Raw genomic sequence first — 20,421 nt, forward strand, 5'->3', positions numbered from 1 at the left:
TTTTAATCCGTGCAGACTCTCCCACTATTTCTTTTGTTTATTTATCAAAAATACTTGCGATGTCCTTAATCATAGTGTCATCTTCTGTGACAGTCTCATCCATATCATCCTCGGCTTCTTTCGCCGCATTGGCAGCGACCTGAGCAGCGGCCTCCTGATACACCGGTTTTGCTTCCGGAGCTTCGCTGACAACAAGGGATTCCACCTTTGCCAGTTCAATATTAAATGCGCTGCTGGACAATAATTCCATCTGAGCGGAAGCCAGAGCCTTGTACTGGGATTTATAAGCTTCATATCTCTGAATCAATTCCGCTGTCATGGAACGGATATTTTCCAGTTCCTGCTTTGCGTCGGCAACGATCGCTTCTGCTTTAACGCGCGCTTCCTGCTCGATCACGGCCGCATTCGTCTTTGCTGATGCGATGGTTTCCTCAGAAGTTGTCTCAGCAAGCACAAGGGCTTTCTGCAGAGATTTTTCAATATCCTTATAACGGCTCAGGCTTTCATTCAAAAGGCCCGTTTTATCCTTGAGTTCCATATTTTCCCGATACAATGTCTCATAATCCGCATAAAGATTTGTCAAAAAGCTGTCTACATCCGCTTTCGAATATCCCATTCCAGATTTAAAAGTTTTTGCCTGTACATCAATTGGTGTTAACATAGACACTCCTCCTATACATATTTGTGTATTTCAACGATACACTTGTTTTTCTTTGATTTGTTTTTATTATCTGAAAAAATAAATTTTCCTTTGTGACGAACAGAAATCATATCTCCATCCTTCAATGCGGCCCCATTGGATGTGTTTAAGCGGCCGTTAATATAAACCTGTCCGCCCTCGATAAGTCCGCAGGACTGGGAACGGGACAGATGAAATGCCAGACTGATCACCGCGTCCAAACGCAGGGAATTGACTGTTCCATGAATAGTTTCGAATTTTGGCCGGGCAATAGATTCCGGAACACCGATAACCTTTGCCTGAACACTTGTATGCCGCACCTGGGTTAATTCATGAATAATAAAATCCTTTACTCTCTCCAGGCACAATACTCTGGCGGTGGAATCCTCCATCAAAATATCGCCAATACAACTTCTTTCCAGTCCCAGGCCAAGAATACTTCCCAGAAAATCCCGGTGTCCCAATTTTTCTGCATATTTGGGATAGGACGGCCCGATCTCCAGCCAGCAGACCGGGTATTCACCGACTTCTGTCTCAGAAAAGACAGCCATTTTTCGTTCCGCAAAATCATAGCCGCCGTAAAGTTCCGGCACGATCGGCCCCTTAAAATATTGAAGGAGCAGACTTTGGACATTCATATCCAGAAAATCCGAAAAGCATGGGCGATTCTGATAATAGGCCCTTTCTGATAAATCATTAAAATGCTTTAACAGCATTTGTTCTTCTCTCGTCATACTTCCTACCTCGGCGACATCGCCAGACACAATTGGGAGCCATAGGCAACCAGAAGATAGAGAATGATCGGCGACATATCAAGTCCGCGGGTATTAAATACGGAACGGCTCAACATACTGCGTACCGGCCTGAGCAGAGGATTCATAATATCCTTCATGACAGTCTGCAGCCTCGGAAGAAACGGCAGATAGATCAGGATAATATATATGGTCAAAGCCACTTTAACAATCTGAAAAAACCAGTACCCGATACTTATAACATATATGAACAATGAATCCACCTCTAAAATTCATCTCCGAAAGATGGGATACGAATTCCGGAAGACACCTCTTCCGGTGCATTTCCCGAAATTTCAATGGATTCCGGCGTGATAATAAAAATATAATTTGAAATCTGCTGAATATGCCCGTTCATTGCATAGCAGGAACCGGAAACAAAATCAACGATCCGCTGGGCAAGAGTCGTATCGACCCCTTCAAGATTGAGAACTGCCGCCTTTCCGGATAATAAAACATCGCTGATCTCCCGTGAATCATCAAAAACTCTAGGCCTCATGACACATACCTCTCCTCTGGAAACTTTGGATTTCATCGGAACAATCTTTCCGCGGGCGGAAGATGTCGAAGCCGCAGCAACCGTCTGAGAAGACTGGAATGTACTCTCATGTTTTTGTGTCTTTTTTGCTGAACTCTTTGCCTCTCGCTTTGTATCCGCCGTGTCCTTCTTAAACGTCTTTTTCCTTACAACCGGTGCCGGTATATCTTCGAAATCATCCTCGTATTCATCATCAAAATCATCATAGTCGTCATAATCATCATATTCTTCATCATTTAAACGAATCATATTAAGAAATTTGTCAAAACCTTTACCCATGAATAATCTCCTAACTCTTTAATCTATTTGGAATATATTCTTGCGCCAAAAATGCCGGTACCCACTCGTACCATGGTGGCACCTTCTTCGATGGCGACCTCATAATCACCTGTCATACCCATTGACAGCACACTCATAGTAACATTATCAATGTTTTTTTCGGCAATGTCAACAGCTAATTGTTTCAAATTCCGGAAATACGGCCGGTTTTCCTCCGGGTTTTCAGTGAACGGAGCAACGGTCATAAGGCCTTTAATATGAACTGCCGGAAGTTTGGCAATTTCTGTCACCATCTGTATGACCTCATCGGTTGTAAGGCCGAATTTTGACTCCTCCTCAGCCACATTGACTTCAATCAATATATTGGCTTCCACGCCCTTTTTCAGGGCCTCCTGGCTGATCTGCTGTGCCAGCCGCAATGAATCCACCGAATGGATCAATACGGCTTTATCAACAATATATTTTACCTTGTTTCTCTGCAAATGTCCAATCATGTGCCAGTTTAACGGCTGTTGGATTACTTCCATCTTATCGCACATTTCCTGGACTTTATTTTCACCGTAATCTTTGATTCCGGTCTCCATCACCTCATAAATATCACTAACCGGTTTAGTCTTGCTGACGGCAATCAATGTGACCTCGTCACGCCGGCGTCCGGCCCTCTCACAGGCTGCCCGGATCCGGGCTTCAACTTCAGCAACATTTTCCTTGATCATGATTTCATCTCCTAATATACTATTTGATTTTCTGTCACAGTCTCACTGTTTAAGACAATATTATCGTAAAGGGCCACACTGTAATTCAGATTTTCCGTGACAATGCAATAATCACTGTTTTTATGAAGAATCTGTACTATTTCAAACTGAGTGTATCCCTTATTTACATTGTAAACCCCCGGAAGCTGGCCTGTAGCGCCAATCCGGAATCTCTCCTCTTCACTGCCCGTATTCACCTTGCCGATGAAATCTCCCAGTGAAAAATCATCCATGCTTACATAAAAATAATCATTGTCCCGGTAATAAATACCCGTTGTACGGAAATCGGCCACCGTCTCACCGTTTTCATTGGTCCTCTCGCAATAAAATCCCTCTTCATAGGAACGGTTATCCTGGATAAGATATTCTATCGGAATCTGATAAAAATCCTTGGTGAGCAGAGCTGATGTCGGAATTTTTAATCCGGCCGCTTCTTCAAAAACAATTTCGATATCCACATAGCGCTCCGAAATATAACGCACCATGTAATCGTTTAGAGTGAGGACACCATAAATACCGTCACTTCCCTGATGAATACGGAAATCCGATATGGTTTCAATATTATCCTTTTTAAAGGTCAGATTTACCGAAGTCACATCCTCAAGCCCGGAGGCCTGATCTGCCGTCAGAGGAATGACGATCTGCCACTGGTGATTATGCACCAGCTTATAGGCCGGCTGTCCCGATTCAATGTACGTATAGGGATTAATCTGATGCAGCTCATATTTACTTCCCGATAACACTTCCTTTGTCACCGATTCCACAGCCAGATTCTCATATCCGTCATAACTATAGGAAACGATACCGCTCTCAACCGTCTGAACCACCTGGCCATTTCCCGTATTCGCCTGATAATCCTGAATTTTCGCCGCGCTTACCATTTCTGTGGAAAGGCTCTGCAGATTAGACGCGAGAGAATACACCTGGGAAAACTGGCTGTCCGTATAATTTCTCGCAAAAACAGTCACCTGATCGCGGATATCCCCGTAGGCTAAGGCATTAAGCCCCGTATTCTCTGAATTCCGGGCATTACTGCTCTGAGGCGGATTGCTGTTCAGCAGATAAATATTCCCGCCCTTGGCGACCTTGTCTCCCTCCCCGACATAGAAGTTAATATAACCGTTGCCGGAGGCATTGACCACTTCCTCATCACGAATACATACCCCCGTAAAAGAGGCGCTGTTTACAATCTGTCCCTCTTCCACACGACAAACGGAAACATTTTCCTTCATTAAATTGACGATGATCGTGATCGTCAGATAAATAAAAAGAATGATAAAAACAATAAAACCGATATTCAGTTGAAATCGAAACCTTTTACGGTTATCACCCATAGTAATAAAGCTCCTTTAAATTGTCTTTTCAACGATTATTGAAAAAATTTCAATACCGGACCATTTCTGTAATCATATCTTTTTCCCTGAAAACCGTTGCTGCTCTCCATATAAGCAAGAAATTCATCCTGAAGCTTCCACCAGCTTGTCTGCCAGTTGGAAAAAAGAGCATCCTCCTCGGGAATACGGCTGAAAAGCCGTTCCACGGCAATATCCGGCGACAGATATTCGAGAAAATTCTGCAGCCGCATAAAATAATCTTCTTTTGACCCCGGAACAAATTGTCCGCTCTCATAAAGCCGGCCCATCTCTGTCCCCCGGGCAATATAAAGCGAATGGATCTTTACAAGCTGATTGTCCATAATTGAAACGATTTTACCGGTCTCGATCACATCATCCAGCGTATCTCCCGGTAAATTCAAAATCACATGGGTACAAAGGCAAAAACCTCTGCGGCGGATTCTGAGACAGGCATCCAGATATTCTGCCAGTCCATGACCGCGGCGGATTTCCTTTAATGTATGATAGTTGGCTGTCTGAAGGCCAAGCTCAATAGTTATAACAACGCCGTGAACCTCTGAAAATTCTTCCATCATATCCAGATAATCTTCCCGGATGCAGTCCGGGCGGGTGGATATGGCGATCTCAACAACATCCGAAACCTCTGCCGCTTCTTCCATATAGGCCTGAAGCCGGGTCAAGGGCAGATAAGTGTTTGTATAATTCTGAAAATAAGCGATAAATTTCTGAGCCTTATACCGCCGGCGTATGTATTCCCGGATTTTTATAAGCTGCTCTGTCACAGATTTTTCAGAGGACATAGCTTCAAACCCGGTGCCGGATTCCGCGCAAAAACTGCAGCCCTGTCCGTGAATTCGGTTTGGGCAGCTCAGAGGAAGGTTCACCGGAAGTTTATAAACTTTTGCGGAATAATGCTTTTTTAGGTAATCTGAATATTTATAATATAAGTAATTTCTGTCCATATCATATTATTATATATGTTTTTGCGATAGATTTAAAGTCTAAATTGTTTTTAAAAGTATATTTCACAAAAAATTCGTAAATACTAGAAAGAGAAATATAGGAGGTGGAACCTTATGGAAAGAAACTGGCTGGACGTAGTTTCTCTTATTTTAATCATTATCGGTGCCGTAAACTGGGGACTGATCGGATTCTTCAATTTAGATGTCATATCTGCCATCTTTGGAAATATGTCCATGATTACCCGCATTATTTTTGCGGTTGTCGGCATTGCGGGCATTTATTCTCTCGTACTTTTCTGGAAATTAAAAACCGAAGAATAAAGGCAGCCGCCCGTGCAGGCACGGCAGCCGCCTTCCGGGCGTATCGCAGCCGGCTCACAGCATTGCTGTTCGGGCGTATCGCACAAAAAAAGGGACTCGAAACTGTCTTGTTCAAGTCCCTTTTCAAATGTCTTTATAAAGAGATAATGATATCGTCTTTAAATTCATCCGGCAGATGGTCAGCATCTACGGAAATACTTATAACAAAATTAATGTTGAATCTGGAAGAAATATCTTTCAATTTGGAAAGAACAAATCCAATATATTCATCCGATACGGAAGAAATGGTCAAAAAGCTATCCAGATACATAGCCTCCAAATCATGATCCTGAGAAATAAGACCGCAGATAAAACCTAAAAATGCATCATATGTATCCAACGGGTATTCGCTCAGATTAATCAAACGAATTTTGTTGCTTAATTCATACATATGCTTGTTGTTTTTATCCAGATATACCACATTTCCACTTGCACTCTTAATTTCTTCATTGGCTTTCTGGATTAAGTATTTTGTTTTACCCTTACCTTTTACACCTGAAATAATCTGTATCATTTTGTTCTCCTCCTCTATATGCCCTCGTCTTATTCGTGTAATAAGCTTACTCCTATTATAGTATAAGCTGACTGAAAATTCAATGTCTATTTCGGAATTTTATTCAATAGAATATTCATTTCTGAATACAGCTCATCGCTGTCGGAAGCCCCCAGGATGACGGAAATATATCCCTGATTTTTTTTGTCCACCTCATAGAGGATCAGGCAGCAGCCGGCTTCATCGGTTGTTCCCGTTTTTCCGCCAAGTACCCGGACACTCTCCGGATAATCGTAATAATCCAGAAAATACTGATTTGTTGTATTATAAACGGCATCCACCGTCCCGCCCGCAGCATCCCTATAGCTTAAAGAATAGGAATTCTGACGAATCACTTCCTGAAAAATTTCGTATTCCAGACATTTATCAAAAATCAAATACAAATCATAGGCGCTTGTGTAGTGGTCATTATCGTGCAGGCCGCTCGGATTGACAAAATGGGTATCCACGCAGCCAAGTTTTTTTGCCTCCGCATTCATCATATCCGCAAAGGCCTCGACACTTCCGGCGATATGCACTGCCAGAGCATTGGCGGCATCATTACCGCTGTAGACAAGCAGACCGTAAAATAACTGCTCAACAGTCAACTGATCTCCCACTTCAAAGCCGCATAATTTTGCACCGTAATCCGTGACGACCATATCCTCCGTAAATACGACCGTGTCATTAAAATCTGCCTTTTCCATAGTTAAAAGCGCTGTCATAATCTTCGTGACACTGGCCGGATAGACCCTGTCATAAACATTTTTACCGTAAATACTGCTTAAGGTATCTTTTCCTGCGATCAGACCGGTTTTAGCATCGATACCCTCCTCCACCGGGGCTGTCTCATCGGTCTCATCATAAGTTCCCGCTTCAGTCTCTTCGGAATCCGATTCCTCTTGCCCGCTAAGGGTCTCCTCCGTATCCGTCTCATCAGATCCGAAGGTATCGCTTTCAGTCTCTTCTGTCTCATCGGTCTCATCCGTGCTTTCCGAAACGCTGACCGCGCTGGTATTTTTAGGAAAAACAGCCAGCTTTTCAGCAAAAAAAGTGTAATCGTCCTCAGAGGCCGTATTAATAATCAGACTTTTACTGCTTAAGGCCGTATCCGTATAGGATTTGATCAATGTCGTTGACGGGGTGCAGCCGGTCAAAAGACTTAAACTCAAAAGGCACACCGCGCCCACCTTTATTCTTTTCATATTCATATCACCCATTTAAACTCATTTGTAAAATTCGCGCCAGTCTAAATCGCCCCGCTCCAGAGCTTTCACCAAAAGCTCGGCTGTAGCCAGATTTGTTGCCAAAGGAATATTATGGTCATCACATAATCGTACAAGGGTATGTACATCGGTCATGCCGGATGTCTGAGCCGGGTCCCGCATGAAAATAACCAGGTCAATATCATTGTTTTCAATCTGGGCGCCCATTTGCTGCTCACCGCCAAGGGTTCCTGCCAGATATTTGTGTACGGTCAGATTGGTTACTTCTTCAATCAATCGGCCGGTAGTTCCCGTAGCAAAAAGTTCATGCTTGGCAAGTATTGCCCGATATGCAATACAAAAATTCTGCATCAGTTTCTTTTTGCTTTCATTTGCAACGAATCCAATATTCATTTTAGCTACCTCCTGCCTTTCTGTAAATCAACATTAATAACAAGCCCGATTCCGACCATATTGGCCAGCAGGGCGCTTAATCCGTAACTGATAAAAGGTAATGGCAATCCCGTGTTCGGCAACAGATTGGTGGCAACACCAATATTGACAAAGGATTGAAACGCAATCATGGAACCCACACCGGCGGCGATGAGCCGTCCGCTGAGATTCGAAGCATTTCTGGCCACCTTCAGACATTCAAACACTATCGCCGATAAAAGCAAAATGGTGACGCAGCTCCCGATAAATCCAAGTTCCTCTCCGATGACAGAAAAGATAAAATCCGTCTGCTGCTCGGATATGAAATTACCTCCCTTAACCGATGTGATCGTATTATTATTCAGTCCCTTTCCTGTGATCATCCCGGATCCAATCGCCATAACCGAATTATACTGCTGGTTTGCCGTTGTCTGCTGATATTCCGACGGATTAAGAAAGGCCAGAATACGATTGAGTTGATACCCGTGCAGCAAAATCTGAAAAGGCTGCTGGATGTACCAGGCAAGAAAGCCCAGTATCGGCACGGCAAACAGGCAGACCCTTCCTATAAACCGATAGCTCAGCCCTCCGCAGAAAATCATCATCACGAAGATAAACAGGAACACCAGTGTGGTCGACATATTCGGCTCCTTATATATCAAAAATACAGGGATAATATAAATAATGCCGATCATGATCAGGGTCCTTAGCTGACTGATCTGATCCCTATGGGACGTGATCAGGCAGGTTAAAACGATGATCAGCATGATCTTGGCAAACTCACTGGGCTGGAATGTCCCGAAAGAACCGAGTGAGAACCATCGTTTGGCACCATTAACATTAACGCCAAAAACCAAAACTGCCGCCAGCATAACAACCGCCATCAGATAAATCGGCCACTGGAATTTTAAAATAAAATTATAATCAATAAAGGAAACGACCACCAGTCCGATCAGGCCGACAGCCATACCCAAAAGCTGTTTTCTGGCATATCCGTCGGCGGCGCTCTCGATGACAAAAAGGCCGAGAACCGTCGCTATAATGACAAGCAGCAATAAACGCCAGTTGTATTTTTTTAAATTGTAGTTTAAAAAACGAAATTTATCTTCATATAAGTTCATTAACAAATCACCTTGTTTATTTCTTTAAAAGGTATCCGGGCTACAAGCATCATTGTTCCGTCACTGCGGACGGCCGCTTCGCTTTGCAGGATATTGACCTCCATATGCTCCACATCCACATCCATATATTTTGAGAGCGTCAGCCCGATATCTCCTTTGATACCGTTGATCAAATCGGCGGAACAATCCGCCCTGTCCGAAATGAGCAGCGTTTTCAGCCGCTGCTTGGCAATTGCGCCGGACTTCCTTGCCTTTTTTCTGCGAAATCCAGAAAACCATCCCATTATATCTCACCTACCCTCTCACGAGGAATCGCGTCAGGCGGCGAAACCATCCGGCCTGATAGCGCTCTGCCAGCAGCGGAACATCCTGACCTGTCAGCCTGAGACAGATATTCGCATAGGCTTGTCCGGCCATGGTGTTTCTTCCGACAAGCGGCTCTCCCTGATTGGTGGACACAACCACATTTTCATCATCCGGCACGGCTCCGATCAGATCCACCGACAAAATATCCATAATATCTTCCAGCGACATCATTTCACCGCTTCGAATCATATCAAAGCGAAGACGATTGACGATCAAATCCATACGCCCAATCTGCTGAGACTCTAAAAGGCCGATGATCCGATCTGCATCCCGGATCGCCGCCACCTCCGGGGTGGTTACGATCAACGCCCGATCTGCTCCGGCGACAGCATTCTGAAATCCCTGCTCAATCCCCGCCGGACAGTCCAGAATAATATAGTCAAAATCCTCCCGCATCTGTTCCACCAGTTTTTTCATCTGTTCCGGCGAAACACTGCTCTTATCTCTCGTCTGAGCCGACGGCAGCAAAAACAGTCCCGGATAACGCTTGTCGCGAATCAGCGCCTGTTTTAAACGGCAGGTTCCTTCAATAACATCAACGAGATTATAGATGATCCGGTTTTCAAGCCCCAGAATCACATCCAGATTCCGAAGACCGATATCAGTATCGATCATAACGACGCGTTTATCCATCTGGGCAAGGCCCATTCCTATGTTTGCTGTCGATGTGGTCTTCCCCACACCGCCTTTTCCGGATGTAACAACGATGACTTCGCTCATATCAATTCCCTCCAATGAATTTCCCGATGTTGATACTTCTCACAGGTTATCATTGGTATATTCATGTTCATGAATTAATCGGAAACGGTACTTCCATCGACATTTGCAGCCTGCCGTTTTCCATCGGTTGCCTCATTCTGATGGAAAACATAGGAAAGCATGTTTTTCGCCACACTTCCTGAGTTATAGGAACCATAGCCATATGGTAAAACAACAGTTACTGTGATCTGCGGATCATCATAAGGTGCAAAGGATACAAAAAGACCATGGTCCGGCCTCAGAGCATTTTCCTGAGCTGTACCTGATTTACCGGCCACTTCCACATCCAATCCGGAAAATACAGAAAGGAAGGACGAGTTGCCGATAACTTTATACATACCGTTAAAAATCGAATCCCACGTCGACTCTTTAAAGTTGATGTGATCGATGATCTCCGGCGAGTATTCCTGAATCGTTTGCTCATTTGAATCGGTTAATTTATTCAAAATGGACAGCTTATATAAATCTCCCCGGCTGGCTACGGCTGTAATATAGCGCGCCAGCTGAGACGGGGTATAACTGTTCCGGGCCTGTCCGATGGCCGAAAGAACCGGGTCCATATCAGACATATTTGGTTCGGCCTCATCCAGTTCGATGCCTGAAGTGCGGTCCAGCCCAAACAGCGCCATATACTTTCGAAGTCTCTGAATACCATATTCCGAGTTATAATAACCGTTGGAATCAATACCAAGGCGATAACCCACTTCATAGAAGAAATAGTTACAGGATTCTTTAATTGCATCCGTAATCTCAATCGAACCATGACTGTACTGGGTCGACCAGCAGCTGACCGGTATTCCGACTTTATCAAAGACAATCATATCTGTAATATAACTGTCGGGAGTGATGACGCCCTCTTCCAGTCCTGCGGCCGCCGTGATCATCTTAAATGTGGAGCCCGGCGCTGTTTTCTGCAGCATTGCCCGGTTGTACAGCGGAAGAGATTCATTTTCCAGAAGGGATGCAAAATAATTGGCATCACCAATCCGATTGGCATCATAACTCGGATAGGACACAAGGGCGAGAACTTCCCCGGTTTTCGGATCCGTTGCCACAAGAGAACCGGAACACGGGTCCAGCGCCAGCATATCCGGAGTAATCTCCAGATTTTTTATTTTATTATACATAAACGCGTAAGCGTCGACAACATTATTGAGCAGATTGTCATAATCCGCATCCTTCTCAAGAACTCCCTGCTCATAGAGCAGCAGACAAACCTGCTGTCCGCTGATCATCCCCTGGCTGAGCATGGCGGAATAGACAATCTTAGAAAAACTGTTGTTTCCATCCAGCTCAAGGAGAATAAAATCCGTTAACGCCGCATAGATTTGATTCGAATCCAAAAAGGTATCGGAAATTTCCAATGCGGACACCTGAATGGCGTCTTTACCGATGGCATAGTGGAGATACTCATAAAGACTCGTATTTCCCGTTGTCCATAACTGGCTTGTCTCATCATCCGAAGATAATCTGGATGTATCTAAAATGCCGTTATTAGTAATTATATTTTCAATCAGCTCAATATATTCCCGTTCTTCTTCAGAACAGGCATTATATGAGTTCATATTTGTTCCGTCAAGCAAATGGCGGATCGTTTCAAAACGGCTGCTCTCCTGGGATTGATAGAGCGCATAGATGGATTGCTCCAACTCGGAGGCACCTTTATCTTTCATATGCTCCAGATCAATAATTCCATTTTTAATGAGGGCCGCATAAACATCATTCATATCGATCCGTCCCTCGCCGCTGCTTGATAACTTCTGTAAAAGAATTCCCGCGATCTCTTCTTCCAGCAGATTATAAGCCTGTATCTGATAATCCTTATCGATCGTCAGATAGAGATTATTGCCCGGTGAAGAATCCACCCGCTCGGCAACCTCAAGAATACTGCCAAGGCTGTCTACATAAACCGTCTGCTTTCCCTTTTCTCCGTGGAGCTCGTTTTCAAAGGATTTTTCCAGCCCGGTTTTCCCGATAATATCTCCAGAAGTATAGCTGTCATTGCCGGATAACCGGAATTCTTCCAGTTCATCCTCCGAGATCTCGCCGCAATAGCCCGTTATATTGGAAAAATATTTACTGTTTTCATATTGGCGGACATAATCCTGCTCAACGGTCACACCCGGGAGCTCCGCCGTATTTTCCTTGATTTTTGCTACAAGAGTATCACTGACATCCGAAGTAATGGTTACAGACAGATATTGTTCATAACGCTTCATAAAAAGTTCATATCGAACGGCGGCAATCTTCAAAGCATCCTCCGTGGAATAGGAATCATCAATTCCAAACATGGAGGTGTCGTCATCCCCATGACACATATAATCAAACAATTCTTCAACTGTCACGCTTTTCTGCTCTTCCGAGAGCTGGTCAATATTATCCTTGCCATAAACATTCCGGATAAAACGCAGTAAGCTGTTGCCGCTGACAGTGAATTCCATCGTTCCATCCTCATAAAGACGAATCGGTATATTATAAATCGCTTCATAGCCTGAGCCCTCGATCAATTGGAGCAGCCGGAAAATCATTTCATTCTTTTCCGCATTCGTTTTCAAAAGAGAGCTGTCCTCTATGGTTATCGAATTTGCCAAACGATTGTAAGCCAGTATTTTCCCGTTTCTGTCATAAATGGTTCCTCTGGAACTCGGAAGTTCCGTTTCTTTTTGTATACGATAGGTAAAACTTTCAAGATAATTTTCACCCTCGATCACCTGCAGCACAAAAACCCGATGAACAAGCAGAATAAAAAGAAACGCAAAAAAAGCACCGATTACAAAGATTCTTGATTTTGTCAGATCTGAAATGAAGTTAATTATCTTTTTAATCAATACGGTTTTCACTTCCTTTTATCTCAATCTTTTTATTGATCCAGCTGATTATCCGATAGAGGAAAACGGCCAGAATTAACGTGTAAATAACTTCCGGAAGCATAATTTTCCGAAAATAAAAGAAGATATCCATCCGTCCCCGGGTCAAAAAGCCGGCCAGATAAACAATAAAACCATAGATCAGATCGCCAATGCCGATAATGGCAATCGGGAGCGTCATATCTTCCTCATAAAAAATCTGCTGAACATAGCCTGCCATATAGCCGATGACCGCCAGAGTCAGCCCATAAAAGCCGAAATATATGGTAAACAGGACATCCATCAGAATACCGCAAAAAAATCCGATCAGACACCCTTCTTTTTTTCCACGGATCATACCGATCGATACCGTGCATATAACCAGCAGATTCGGCACGATGCCGCCAAGCGTCAAATTAGTAAACACTCCGATCTGCAAAAAATATGCCGTAAATATCATGGCTATATAAAATACAAGCCGCCGCATGTCAGGATTCCTCCTCTTCTGCTTCCGAAGCTACCAGATCAGCCTTAAGCTGAGTGATGACCATAACATTGGTAATATTATCAAAGCTGACCTTCGGCGTAATATGCGCATTCTGGGACAGATTGGAGCTGTCCATCGAAACATCCGTAATATAGCCGATAACAAGGCCCGGAAGATATTTGTCACTGATATAGGATGTAACAACCTCATCCCCGGCGGCGATCTGCGCATCCTTGGAAATCATCTCCACGCCGAGCAGGCCATCCTGATAGAGTTTTAAATCCCCGTTGACAATACACAATTCGGTGGACTTTGAAAGCATGCCGCTGACGCTGCTTGTGTCATCTATGATAGCCCGCACCGTGGCATTATTTGCCGAAACATCAGATACGATTCCGACAAGGCCGTTATCATAGATCACATTCATATCCTTTTTGATACCGTCATTACTTCCCTTGTCAATAATAAAATTGTGATACCAGTTTCCGGCATCCTTGCTGATGATCCGGGCGCCGACCATATCATAATCCGGATATACCTCTTTCATCTTCAAAAGGTCGCGGAGTGCTTCCAGTTCAGACAGATTATTTTCCATAGATGAAATTTTTGTATTCAACTGGTCGATCTGCTGCTTTAACTGTTCATTCTCGGCCAGCAGATCGTTCACCGACCGGCTGTGTTCCCGCCGTTCCCCGATCCACTGTCCCACACTGTTCAATCCCTTTTCCATTGGCAGGACAAGAGAACCGATGCCGTTCTGAATACTCAGTTTTTCTCCGTTATTTTTTAAACTGACACCAATAAAAAGCAGACAAAGGACGATAATAAGCCATAACACATATCTCGGCTTCATCTGTTTTCTTTTGTTTTTATTCATAGGTTTAACCTTCTTTAACTAAATATTGCTTCTTTGACGGAATAGGCCAGTTTGCGCAGCTTTGCGTCCGCCATAATAACGCCGAGTCCCTGAACGACGCTCTGCTCCGGCACATCCGACATGATCACCGGTACAGCCAGCTGCTTTTCCAGATACATTTCAAGATTTGTAAGGCGGCTGCCTTCTCCCGTAACCAAAATTCCAAGATTAAGGATTGAACGCAGAACTTCCGGCGGTGTATGTTCAAATAAATTCTTGGCTGTGCGGACGACCTGGGTCAACAATTCCTGAATCGGCCGGCAAACGACCTGAGATTCGACCTTTACCTCCGCCGGCAGACCTGAGATCAAATCCCTTCCCAGAACCTTTTTAAAGGACTGAACGGTATTCAGGGCGGAACCCAGTTCCAATTTCAGATTTTCCGCAGTCTTCATACCTATCAGAAGATTGTACTTTTGCTTTACTGCCTCACATATCGCCTCATTCATGGCATTTCCGCCGATTTTCAGCAAACGGCTGGACACAATGCCGCCAAGAGACAGAACAGATATTTCGACCGTATCCGCACCGAAATCAATTACCATGAGTCCGGGAGTACGGAGCACATCCACACTCTCTCCGACTGCCGTGGCAATCGGTTTTTCAACAATATAGAGATCTCTGGATTTGAATTCAGAACCCATAGCCAGATCAAAAAAAGCCCTTTTCTCCACCTCGGTAATATCACATGGAACGGCAAAGTAAAATTCATTGCCGCGGATAAAACCGTTGGTGCATTTCACCTTTTTTAAAAATAGATCCAATAAAATCCTCATATCATGAAGGCCGGCGATCACGCCATTTTTGACAGGGCTGTAAACCCGGATATTCTCCGGGGCGCGCTCATACATGGCATAGGCTTCATCGCCGAAAGCAAGCATCTCCGTCTTGCGGCGGATAGCGATCATATTCTTTTCTCTCAGCACCAGCCCCTGGCCGTCTTTATATATCTTAATTGTTCCTGTTCCTAAATCCAGACCATATTTCTGTACAGCCATGGGATTCTCCTTTCATAAAGCCTGAAGTTTCATATAGCCTTCGGCTTTCAAACTTTTATATTGAGTGCCGGCCACAATGATATGATCCAGCAAATGTATTCCAAGCAGCTCTCCGGCTTCCAGAATCTTCTGTGTTACACTCAGATCCGCCGAACTCGGCGTCGTATCGCCGCTCGGATGATTATGTATCAATATAATTGACACAGCGCCTGCACGCAGGGCTTCTCCAAAGATATCTCTCGGCTCGGCCATCGAAGCGTTGACCGTTCCCTTGGAAATCAGCCGTTCACCGATCAGATGATTTTTGGAATCCAGAAGCATCATCTTTAAATGTTCCTGACGGTAGGAACGAAATTCCGCCATGTAATATCTCGCAATCGATGCGGGCGAGTTAAAAGACAGGCATTCACGGGATTTTAGCCTGGACAGCCGGACAGACAGCTCGCACAGGGCAAGAATCTCTGTCGCTTTGACATTCCCGATCCCATGAATCTCCATCAAATCCTTTTTAGATAAATGATACAGCTTCTCCAGTCCCGAACCGGGAATATCCAGATTCAGGATCTCCTCGGCCAGTGCCACCGCACTCAGATTCCGGGTGCCGGTTCGCAAGATCAGTGCCAGCAATTCGGCATCCGACATCCTGTCACCGCCATAAAGTTCGAACTTTTCTCTCGGACGTTCGCTTTCCGTCATCTCATGGATCAGAGGCTTTTTTCTGCTCATACGCATCACCTTTCATATGAATTTCAGGCGAACGCTTTACATAAATATAAACAGGTACACTAATTTATACTACCATAAATCGTGTACCTTGTATACTTAAAATCTATGAATAATTTGTGATTTATCGATGATTCCGGCTTCCACAAGCTTCTCCAGAGACATCATAATTCCATATTTTGAGTGATACCAGGTAATGCCCCCCTGGAAGTAAACAGCATAGGGCGGCTTGATCGGACCGTCGGCGCTGAGCTCAATGGATGACCCCTGAACAAAAGCCCCGGCAGCCATAATAACATCACTGTCATATCCCGGCATTGCCCACGGTTCCGGGTCTACAAAGCTGTCCACCGGCGCTGCGGCCTGAATACCTTTGCAGAACTTGATAACTCCTTCCGGCGAGCCGAGAACAACCGCCTGAATAATATCGTGTCTGGATTCGCTTCCGTTCGGCACGACCTCGAATCCAAGCTTTTCATAAATATTGGCCGCAAAAACAGCGCCCTTCAATGCGCCGGCAACAACCTGCGGCGCTAAAAACAACCCCTGATAAAAGGAACGATTAACACCGAGACTGGCGCCCAGTTCTTTTCCCAGGCCCGGCGCAGTCAACCGATACGCCGCCCGTTCCACACATTCTTTTTTTCCGACAATATATCCGCCGATCGGCGCAAGACCTCCGCCCGGATTCTTGATCAGAGAACCAACGCACATATCGGCCCCCACATCCGTCGGCTCAATTTTTTCGACAAATTCTCCGTAACAATTATCGACCATACAGATGACATCCGGTTTAATGGATTTTACAAAGCGAATCAGCTCTCCGATCCTTGCCACCGAGAGCGTCGGGCGGGTCTGATAGCCCTTGGAGCGCTGAATGGTGACCAGCTTTGTCCGTTCATTAATGGCTTTACGGATATTTTCAAAGTCAAAATCCCCGTTTGGAAGCAGATCCACCTGCCGGTAAGTGACCCCGTATTCAGCCAGGGAGCCCGTCTGGGGCCGGATGCCGATAACGCCCTCCAATGTATCATAAGGTTTTCCCACCGGGGAAAGCAGTTCATCCCCCGGCCGGAGATTGCCGGACAGCGCAATCGTCAGCGCATGAGTGCCGCAGGTAATATGAGGCCGCACGAGAGCATCCTCCGTATGAAAAATATGGGCGTAGACCTTTTCCAGTGTATCCCGTCCCAAATCATCATAACCATATCCGGAAGACGGCTGAAAATGAGCTTCGCTGACCCGGTTGGCCTGCATAGCCATAACAACCTTCAACTGATTATATTCCGCCACCGCGTCGATGGCCTTAAACCTGTCCTCCAGTTTTTTCTCGATATGATCACAAAAATCATAAACCTCCGGCATGATTCCGGCTGCTCTGTACATATCTTTCATTTTAACAAACTCCATTCCTTATTCATCGTATTTAATATTTCTTTTAATATTTCTTCATCCGACATACGGCTTTTGTCCAGCCAGCGCACATCCCGTTCCCGGCGAAACCAGGTAAGCTGGCGCTTCGCGAAATGCCGGGTATCCCGTTTTAAAATGTAAAGGGCTTCCTCCAGAGAACATTCCCCGTTCAAATAGGGAATGAGCTCCTTATATCCAAGCCCCTGCATGGAAACCAGAGAACTATCATACCCCTTTTTCAGCAGATTGTCTACCTCTGAAATCAAACCTTCCTCAACCATTTTATCAATACGTTTTTCAATGCGCTCATATAAAACATCCCGTTTATGGGTCAGAACAAAATAGAGAAAATCATAGGGGGATTTTTTCTGCCGTTCCACCGCATTGTGAGTTGATATTTTTTCACCGTGTATTCGGTAATATTCCAGGGCGCGGATGACTCTTTTGACATTATTGGCATGAATCTGTTCCGCAGATTCAGCATCCACCGCCCGAAGCATGTCATGGAGATATTCGGCGCCCTTTTCCGCGGCAATCTTTTCCAGTTTCCTCCGTATGGAAATATCCGAATCCTCTTCCGAAAAATCAATATCGTAAAGAAGGGCCTGAATATAAAAGCCCGTCCCGCCGACAAGGACAGGAATATGTCCGCGCCCGTAAATTTCTTCGACTGCGGCTTTCGCCAGATCTTTAAACACAGCCACATTAAAAGCCGTACCCGGATCAAGAATATCAATCAAATGATGAGGAACGCCCTGCATTTCTTCCGGGCGGATTTTTGCCGTGCCGATATCCATATATTTGTAGACCTGCATGGAATCGGCGGAAATAATCTCTCCGCCAATGGATTTTGCCAGGGCGATGGACAGCTCTGTCTTTCCGACAGCCGTCGGCCCGGTCAATATCATCAAAGGTTTCATACACACACCCCGTTCGCTAAACAATACGTTTGAACTTTTTCTCAAGTTCTGTTTTTGTCATGGAAATGATGGTTGGACGGCCATGGGGACAGGTATAGGGGTTTTCCGCCTGCAATAATTCCTCGATCAAAGCGTCCGCCTCTTTAAAAGATATCCGCATATTTCCCTTGACGGCCGCTTTGCAGGCCATGGTCGCAATTCGATCCCCAATCATATCCGTCCGCATCCTCGGCGCCTCTCCGGACAGTTCATCCAACAGCTCCATGACCATTTCCTTCCCGGTAAATCCATATAAATCTGAAGGAACGCCCCGAAGAGCATATTCTTTGCCTCCAAAGGATTCGAACTCAAATCCCATGCGTTTAAAATCATCCATATACTGATTTAATAAATCCGCCTCACCCATGGACAGTGTCAGTATGATCGGCGGTTCAAGCATCTGAATCATCGGCCGGCTTTCTTTAAAGCGTTTCATCAGCTTTTCATAGAGTACCTTTTCATGGGCGGCATGCTGATCGATAATAAAAAGCTTACCGTCATATTCGACGATCCAATAGGTCTCAAACACCTGGCCGATCAATTTGTGCCGAAGCCGGGCTTCCTTTGTGAGAAGACCGGTTTCAAATAATTCATACTGCTGCGGCTTCTCCCTGACAACGGACGCCCGCATCGATTCCAGGCGTTTTTTCTCGAAGGGCTCGGGGAACTTTTCCCTGGCCGGCGCTTTTTCCTGTCCCGCGACTTTCTCCTGTCCCGGTGTCTTCTCCTGTTCCGGCACTTTTTCCCGTCTCGCAACTTTCCCCGGTCCCGGCGTTTCCCCGCCTTTTACAGCCTTCAAAGATCCGGCCTCCGAAATCTTCTGTGGTTTTTCAAATTTCACTGCCGGAGTTTTCTGTTCCTCTTCGCGTTTCATTTCCGGAATTTTCTGCGGCTTCTCACGCTTTATCTCCGGATTTTTTTCCGGTTCTGCCGGCCTAACTTCAGGAATTAATTCCCGGCCGAGCAGGATCCGCCGAAGCGACTCATAGACAAAGCGGTACAATTCCTGTCCGTGGCTGAAACGGACTTCCATTTTTGTCGGATGAACATTGACATCCAGTTCCGCCGTATCCAATGTGAAATGGAGAACGGCAAAGGGAAATTTATGAACCATCGTAAAGGTTTTATAGGCGTCTTCAATTGCCTGGGTGATCACCGGACTTTTAATATATCTTCCATTGATAAAATAATTTTCATAGGTACGATTTCCGCGGCAGATCATGGGCTTCCCGATAAAACCGGTCATCCGGAACCCATCCTGCTCCACATTCACAGGAAGGAGGTTTGAAGAGATATCCCTGCCGTAAATATGATAAAGAATATCCTTTAACCGTCCGTTTCCCGATGTATGAAGCCGGTTTTGCCGGTTATTGATAAATTTAAAGGATACTTCCGGGTGGGACATGGAGAGCCGGGCGATCAGATCATTAATATATCCTGCCTCCGTCATATTGGATTTTAAAAATTTTCTGCGGGCCGGTGTGTTATAAAATAACTGACGGACAATAAAGGTCGTCCCATCGGGACAGCCGATATCCTCCAGAGATCTTTCCACGCCGCCGTCAATCCGATAACGGCACCCGGTCATGGCATGGGCTGTTTTTGTCAAAAGTTCCACCTGGGCCACTGCCGAAATACTGGACAGGGCCTCTCCCCGGAATCCAAGGGATCGAATTGTATGCAGATCCTCGGAATTTCGGATTTTACTCGTGGAATGGCGCAGAAAGGCCATGGCAATATCCTCTTTTTCCATACCGCTGCCGTTATCCGTGATCCGGATCAGCGATGTGCCGCCGTCCTGAATCTCTATCGTTACCGCCGTCGCCCCGGCGTCAATGGCATTTTCCACCAATTCCTTAACGACTGAGGATGGACGCTCTACAACTTCACCGGCGGCTATTTTATTGATGGTCTCTCCATCCAATACCTGTATTTTTCCCATTTT

22 protein-coding genes are annotated in these 20,421 nt (G+C 45.1%); 1 reads left to right on the forward strand and 21 read right to left on the reverse strand.

Features of this window, described 5'->3' with window-relative positions; all coding sequences use genetic code 11:
- Window positions 1–37: 37 nt before the first annotated feature.
- The 7 genes from ACMN7X_RS12695 to ACMN7X_RS12725 are packed head-to-tail and all read right to left on the reverse strand — an operon-like array spanning window position 38 to window position 5,359.
- Window positions 38–661, reverse strand: coding sequence for a DivIVA domain-containing protein (locus ACMN7X_RS12695; RefSeq protein ID WP_418747834.1), 624 nt, complete (start codon window positions 659–661; stop codon window positions 38–40).
- Between the two features lie 11 nt (window positions 662–672).
- Window positions 673–1,413, reverse strand: a complete 741-nt coding sequence (locus tag ACMN7X_RS12700) for a YlmH/Sll1252 family protein (RefSeq protein WP_418747835.1) — start codon at window positions 1,411–1,413, stop codon at window positions 673–675.
- A 5-nt stretch (window positions 1,414–1,418) separates the two neighbouring features.
- Window positions 1,419–1,685, reverse strand: coding sequence for a YggT family protein (locus ACMN7X_RS12705; protein ID WP_418747836.1), 267 nt, complete (start codon window positions 1,683–1,685; stop codon window positions 1,419–1,421).
- An 11-nt stretch (window positions 1,686–1,696) separates the two neighbouring features.
- The gene (locus tag ACMN7X_RS12710; RefSeq protein WP_418747837.1) at window positions 1,697–2,287 is read right to left on the reverse strand and encodes a cell division protein SepF; all 591 of its coding nucleotides are present in this window, start codon (window positions 2,285–2,287) and stop codon (window positions 1,697–1,699) included.
- Window positions 2,288–2,310: 23 nt separating this feature from the next.
- Window positions 2,311–3,003, reverse strand: coding sequence for a YggS family pyridoxal phosphate-dependent enzyme (locus ACMN7X_RS12715; RefSeq protein WP_418747838.1), 693 nt, complete (start codon window positions 3,001–3,003; stop codon window positions 2,311–2,313).
- A gap of 11 nt (window positions 3,004–3,014) precedes the next feature.
- Entirely contained in the window at window positions 3,015–4,376 is a 1,362-nt protein-coding gene (locus ACMN7X_RS12720; protein WP_418747839.1) for an HlyD family efflux transporter periplasmic adaptor subunit, read from the reverse strand.
- A 35-nt stretch (window positions 4,377–4,411) separates the two neighbouring features.
- Window positions 4,412–5,359 carry a TIGR01212 family radical SAM protein gene (locus ACMN7X_RS12725; RefSeq protein WP_418747840.1) on the reverse strand — a complete coding sequence of 316 codons (948 nt, stop codon included), beginning with the start codon at window positions 5,357–5,359 and terminating at the stop codon, window positions 4,412–4,414.
- A 114-nt stretch (window positions 5,360–5,473) separates the two neighbouring features.
- Between ACMN7X_RS12725 and ACMN7X_RS12730 the strand changes: the two genes are divergently transcribed.
- The gene (locus ACMN7X_RS12730; protein ID WP_418747841.1) at window positions 5,474–5,680 is read left to right on the forward strand and encodes a DUF378 domain-containing protein; all 207 of its coding nucleotides are present in this window, start codon (window positions 5,474–5,476) and stop codon (window positions 5,678–5,680) included.
- 133 nt (window positions 5,681–5,813) lie between these two features.
- On the opposite strand, the gene ACMN7X_RS12735 is transcribed toward ACMN7X_RS12730, so the two are convergent.
- The 14 genes from ACMN7X_RS12735 to mutL form a co-directional block, all read right to left on the reverse strand.
- A complete protein-coding gene (locus ACMN7X_RS12735) occupies window positions 5,814–6,233 on the reverse strand; it encodes a twitching motility protein PilT (protein WP_418747842.1) in 420 nt (139 codons plus the stop codon).
- Window positions 6,234–6,319: 86 nt separating this feature from the next.
- Window positions 6,320–7,456: a D-alanyl-D-alanine carboxypeptidase family protein gene (locus tag ACMN7X_RS12740; RefSeq protein ID WP_418747843.1), complete on the reverse strand. Its 1,137-nt coding sequence runs from the start codon at window positions 7,454–7,456 to the stop codon at window positions 6,320–6,322.
- A 21-nt stretch (window positions 7,457–7,477) separates the two neighbouring features.
- The gene (locus tag ACMN7X_RS12745; protein ID WP_418747844.1) at window positions 7,478–7,870 is read right to left on the reverse strand and encodes a methylglyoxal synthase; all 393 of its coding nucleotides are present in this window, start codon (window positions 7,868–7,870) and stop codon (window positions 7,478–7,480) included.
- A 5-nt stretch (window positions 7,871–7,875) separates the two neighbouring features.
- A complete protein-coding gene (locus ACMN7X_RS12750) occupies window positions 7,876–9,009 on the reverse strand; it encodes an FtsW/RodA/SpoVE family cell cycle protein (protein WP_418747845.1) in 1,134 nt (377 codons plus the stop codon).
- The gene (locus tag ACMN7X_RS12755) at window positions 9,009–9,293 is read right to left on the reverse strand and encodes a cell division topological specificity factor MinE (protein WP_418747846.1); all 285 of its coding nucleotides are present in this window, start codon (window positions 9,291–9,293) and stop codon (window positions 9,009–9,011) included. Before ACMN7X_RS12755 ends, ACMN7X_RS12750 begins: the two co-directional genes overlap by 1 nt.
- A gap of 10 nt (window positions 9,294–9,303) precedes the next feature.
- The gene (gene minD, locus ACMN7X_RS12760; protein ID WP_418747847.1) at window positions 9,304–10,095 is read right to left on the reverse strand and encodes a septum site-determining protein MinD; all 792 of its coding nucleotides are present in this window, start codon (window positions 10,093–10,095) and stop codon (window positions 9,304–9,306) included.
- Window positions 10,096–10,169: 74 nt separating this feature from the next.
- A complete protein-coding gene (locus ACMN7X_RS12765; RefSeq protein ID WP_418747848.1) occupies window positions 10,170–12,962 on the reverse strand; it encodes a penicillin-binding transpeptidase domain-containing protein in 2,793 nt (930 codons plus the stop codon).
- A complete protein-coding gene (gene mreD, locus ACMN7X_RS12770; RefSeq protein WP_418747849.1) occupies window positions 12,955–13,467 on the reverse strand; it encodes a rod shape-determining protein MreD in 513 nt (170 codons plus the stop codon). The genes ACMN7X_RS12765 and mreD overlap by 8 nt, the downstream gene beginning before the upstream one ends.
- Window position 13,468: 1 nt before the next feature.
- On the reverse strand, window positions 13,469–14,344 hold the full coding sequence (gene mreC, locus ACMN7X_RS12775; RefSeq protein WP_418747850.1) for a rod shape-determining protein MreC: 876 nt from the start codon (window positions 14,342–14,344) through the stop codon (window positions 13,469–13,471).
- Between the two features lie 14 nt (window positions 14,345–14,358).
- Complete coding sequence (locus ACMN7X_RS12780) at window positions 14,359–15,381, reverse strand: rod shape-determining protein (protein ID WP_418747851.1); 1,023 nt, start codon at window positions 15,379–15,381, stop codon at window positions 14,359–14,361.
- Window positions 15,382–15,393: 12 nt separating this feature from the next.
- Window positions 15,394–16,107, reverse strand: coding sequence for a RadC family protein (radC, locus tag ACMN7X_RS12785; protein WP_418747852.1), 714 nt, complete (start codon window positions 16,105–16,107; stop codon window positions 15,394–15,396).
- Window positions 16,108–16,203: 96 nt separating this feature from the next.
- Window positions 16,204–17,499 (reverse strand): aminotransferase class I/II-fold pyridoxal phosphate-dependent enzyme, encoded by a 1,296-nt coding sequence (locus tag ACMN7X_RS12790; protein ID WP_418747853.1) that lies wholly within the window; start codon window positions 17,497–17,499, stop codon window positions 16,204–16,206.
- The gene (miaA, locus tag ACMN7X_RS12795; RefSeq protein ID WP_418747854.1) at window positions 17,496–18,437 is read right to left on the reverse strand and encodes a tRNA (adenosine(37)-N6)-dimethylallyltransferase MiaA; all 942 of its coding nucleotides are present in this window, start codon (window positions 18,435–18,437) and stop codon (window positions 17,496–17,498) included. Before miaA ends, ACMN7X_RS12790 begins: the two co-directional genes overlap by 4 nt.
- A 16-nt stretch (window positions 18,438–18,453) precedes the next feature.
- Complete coding sequence (mutL, locus tag ACMN7X_RS12800; protein WP_418747855.1) at window positions 18,454–20,418, reverse strand: DNA mismatch repair endonuclease MutL; 1,965 nt, start codon at window positions 20,416–20,418, stop codon at window positions 18,454–18,456.
- Between the last annotated feature and the right edge of the window lie 3 nt (window positions 20,419–20,421).

Source organism: Frisingicoccus sp. (assembly GCF_048388605.1).
In the GTDB taxonomy this organism is placed as follows: domain Bacteria; phylum Bacillota; class Clostridia; order Lachnospirales; family Lachnospiraceae; genus Frisingicoccus.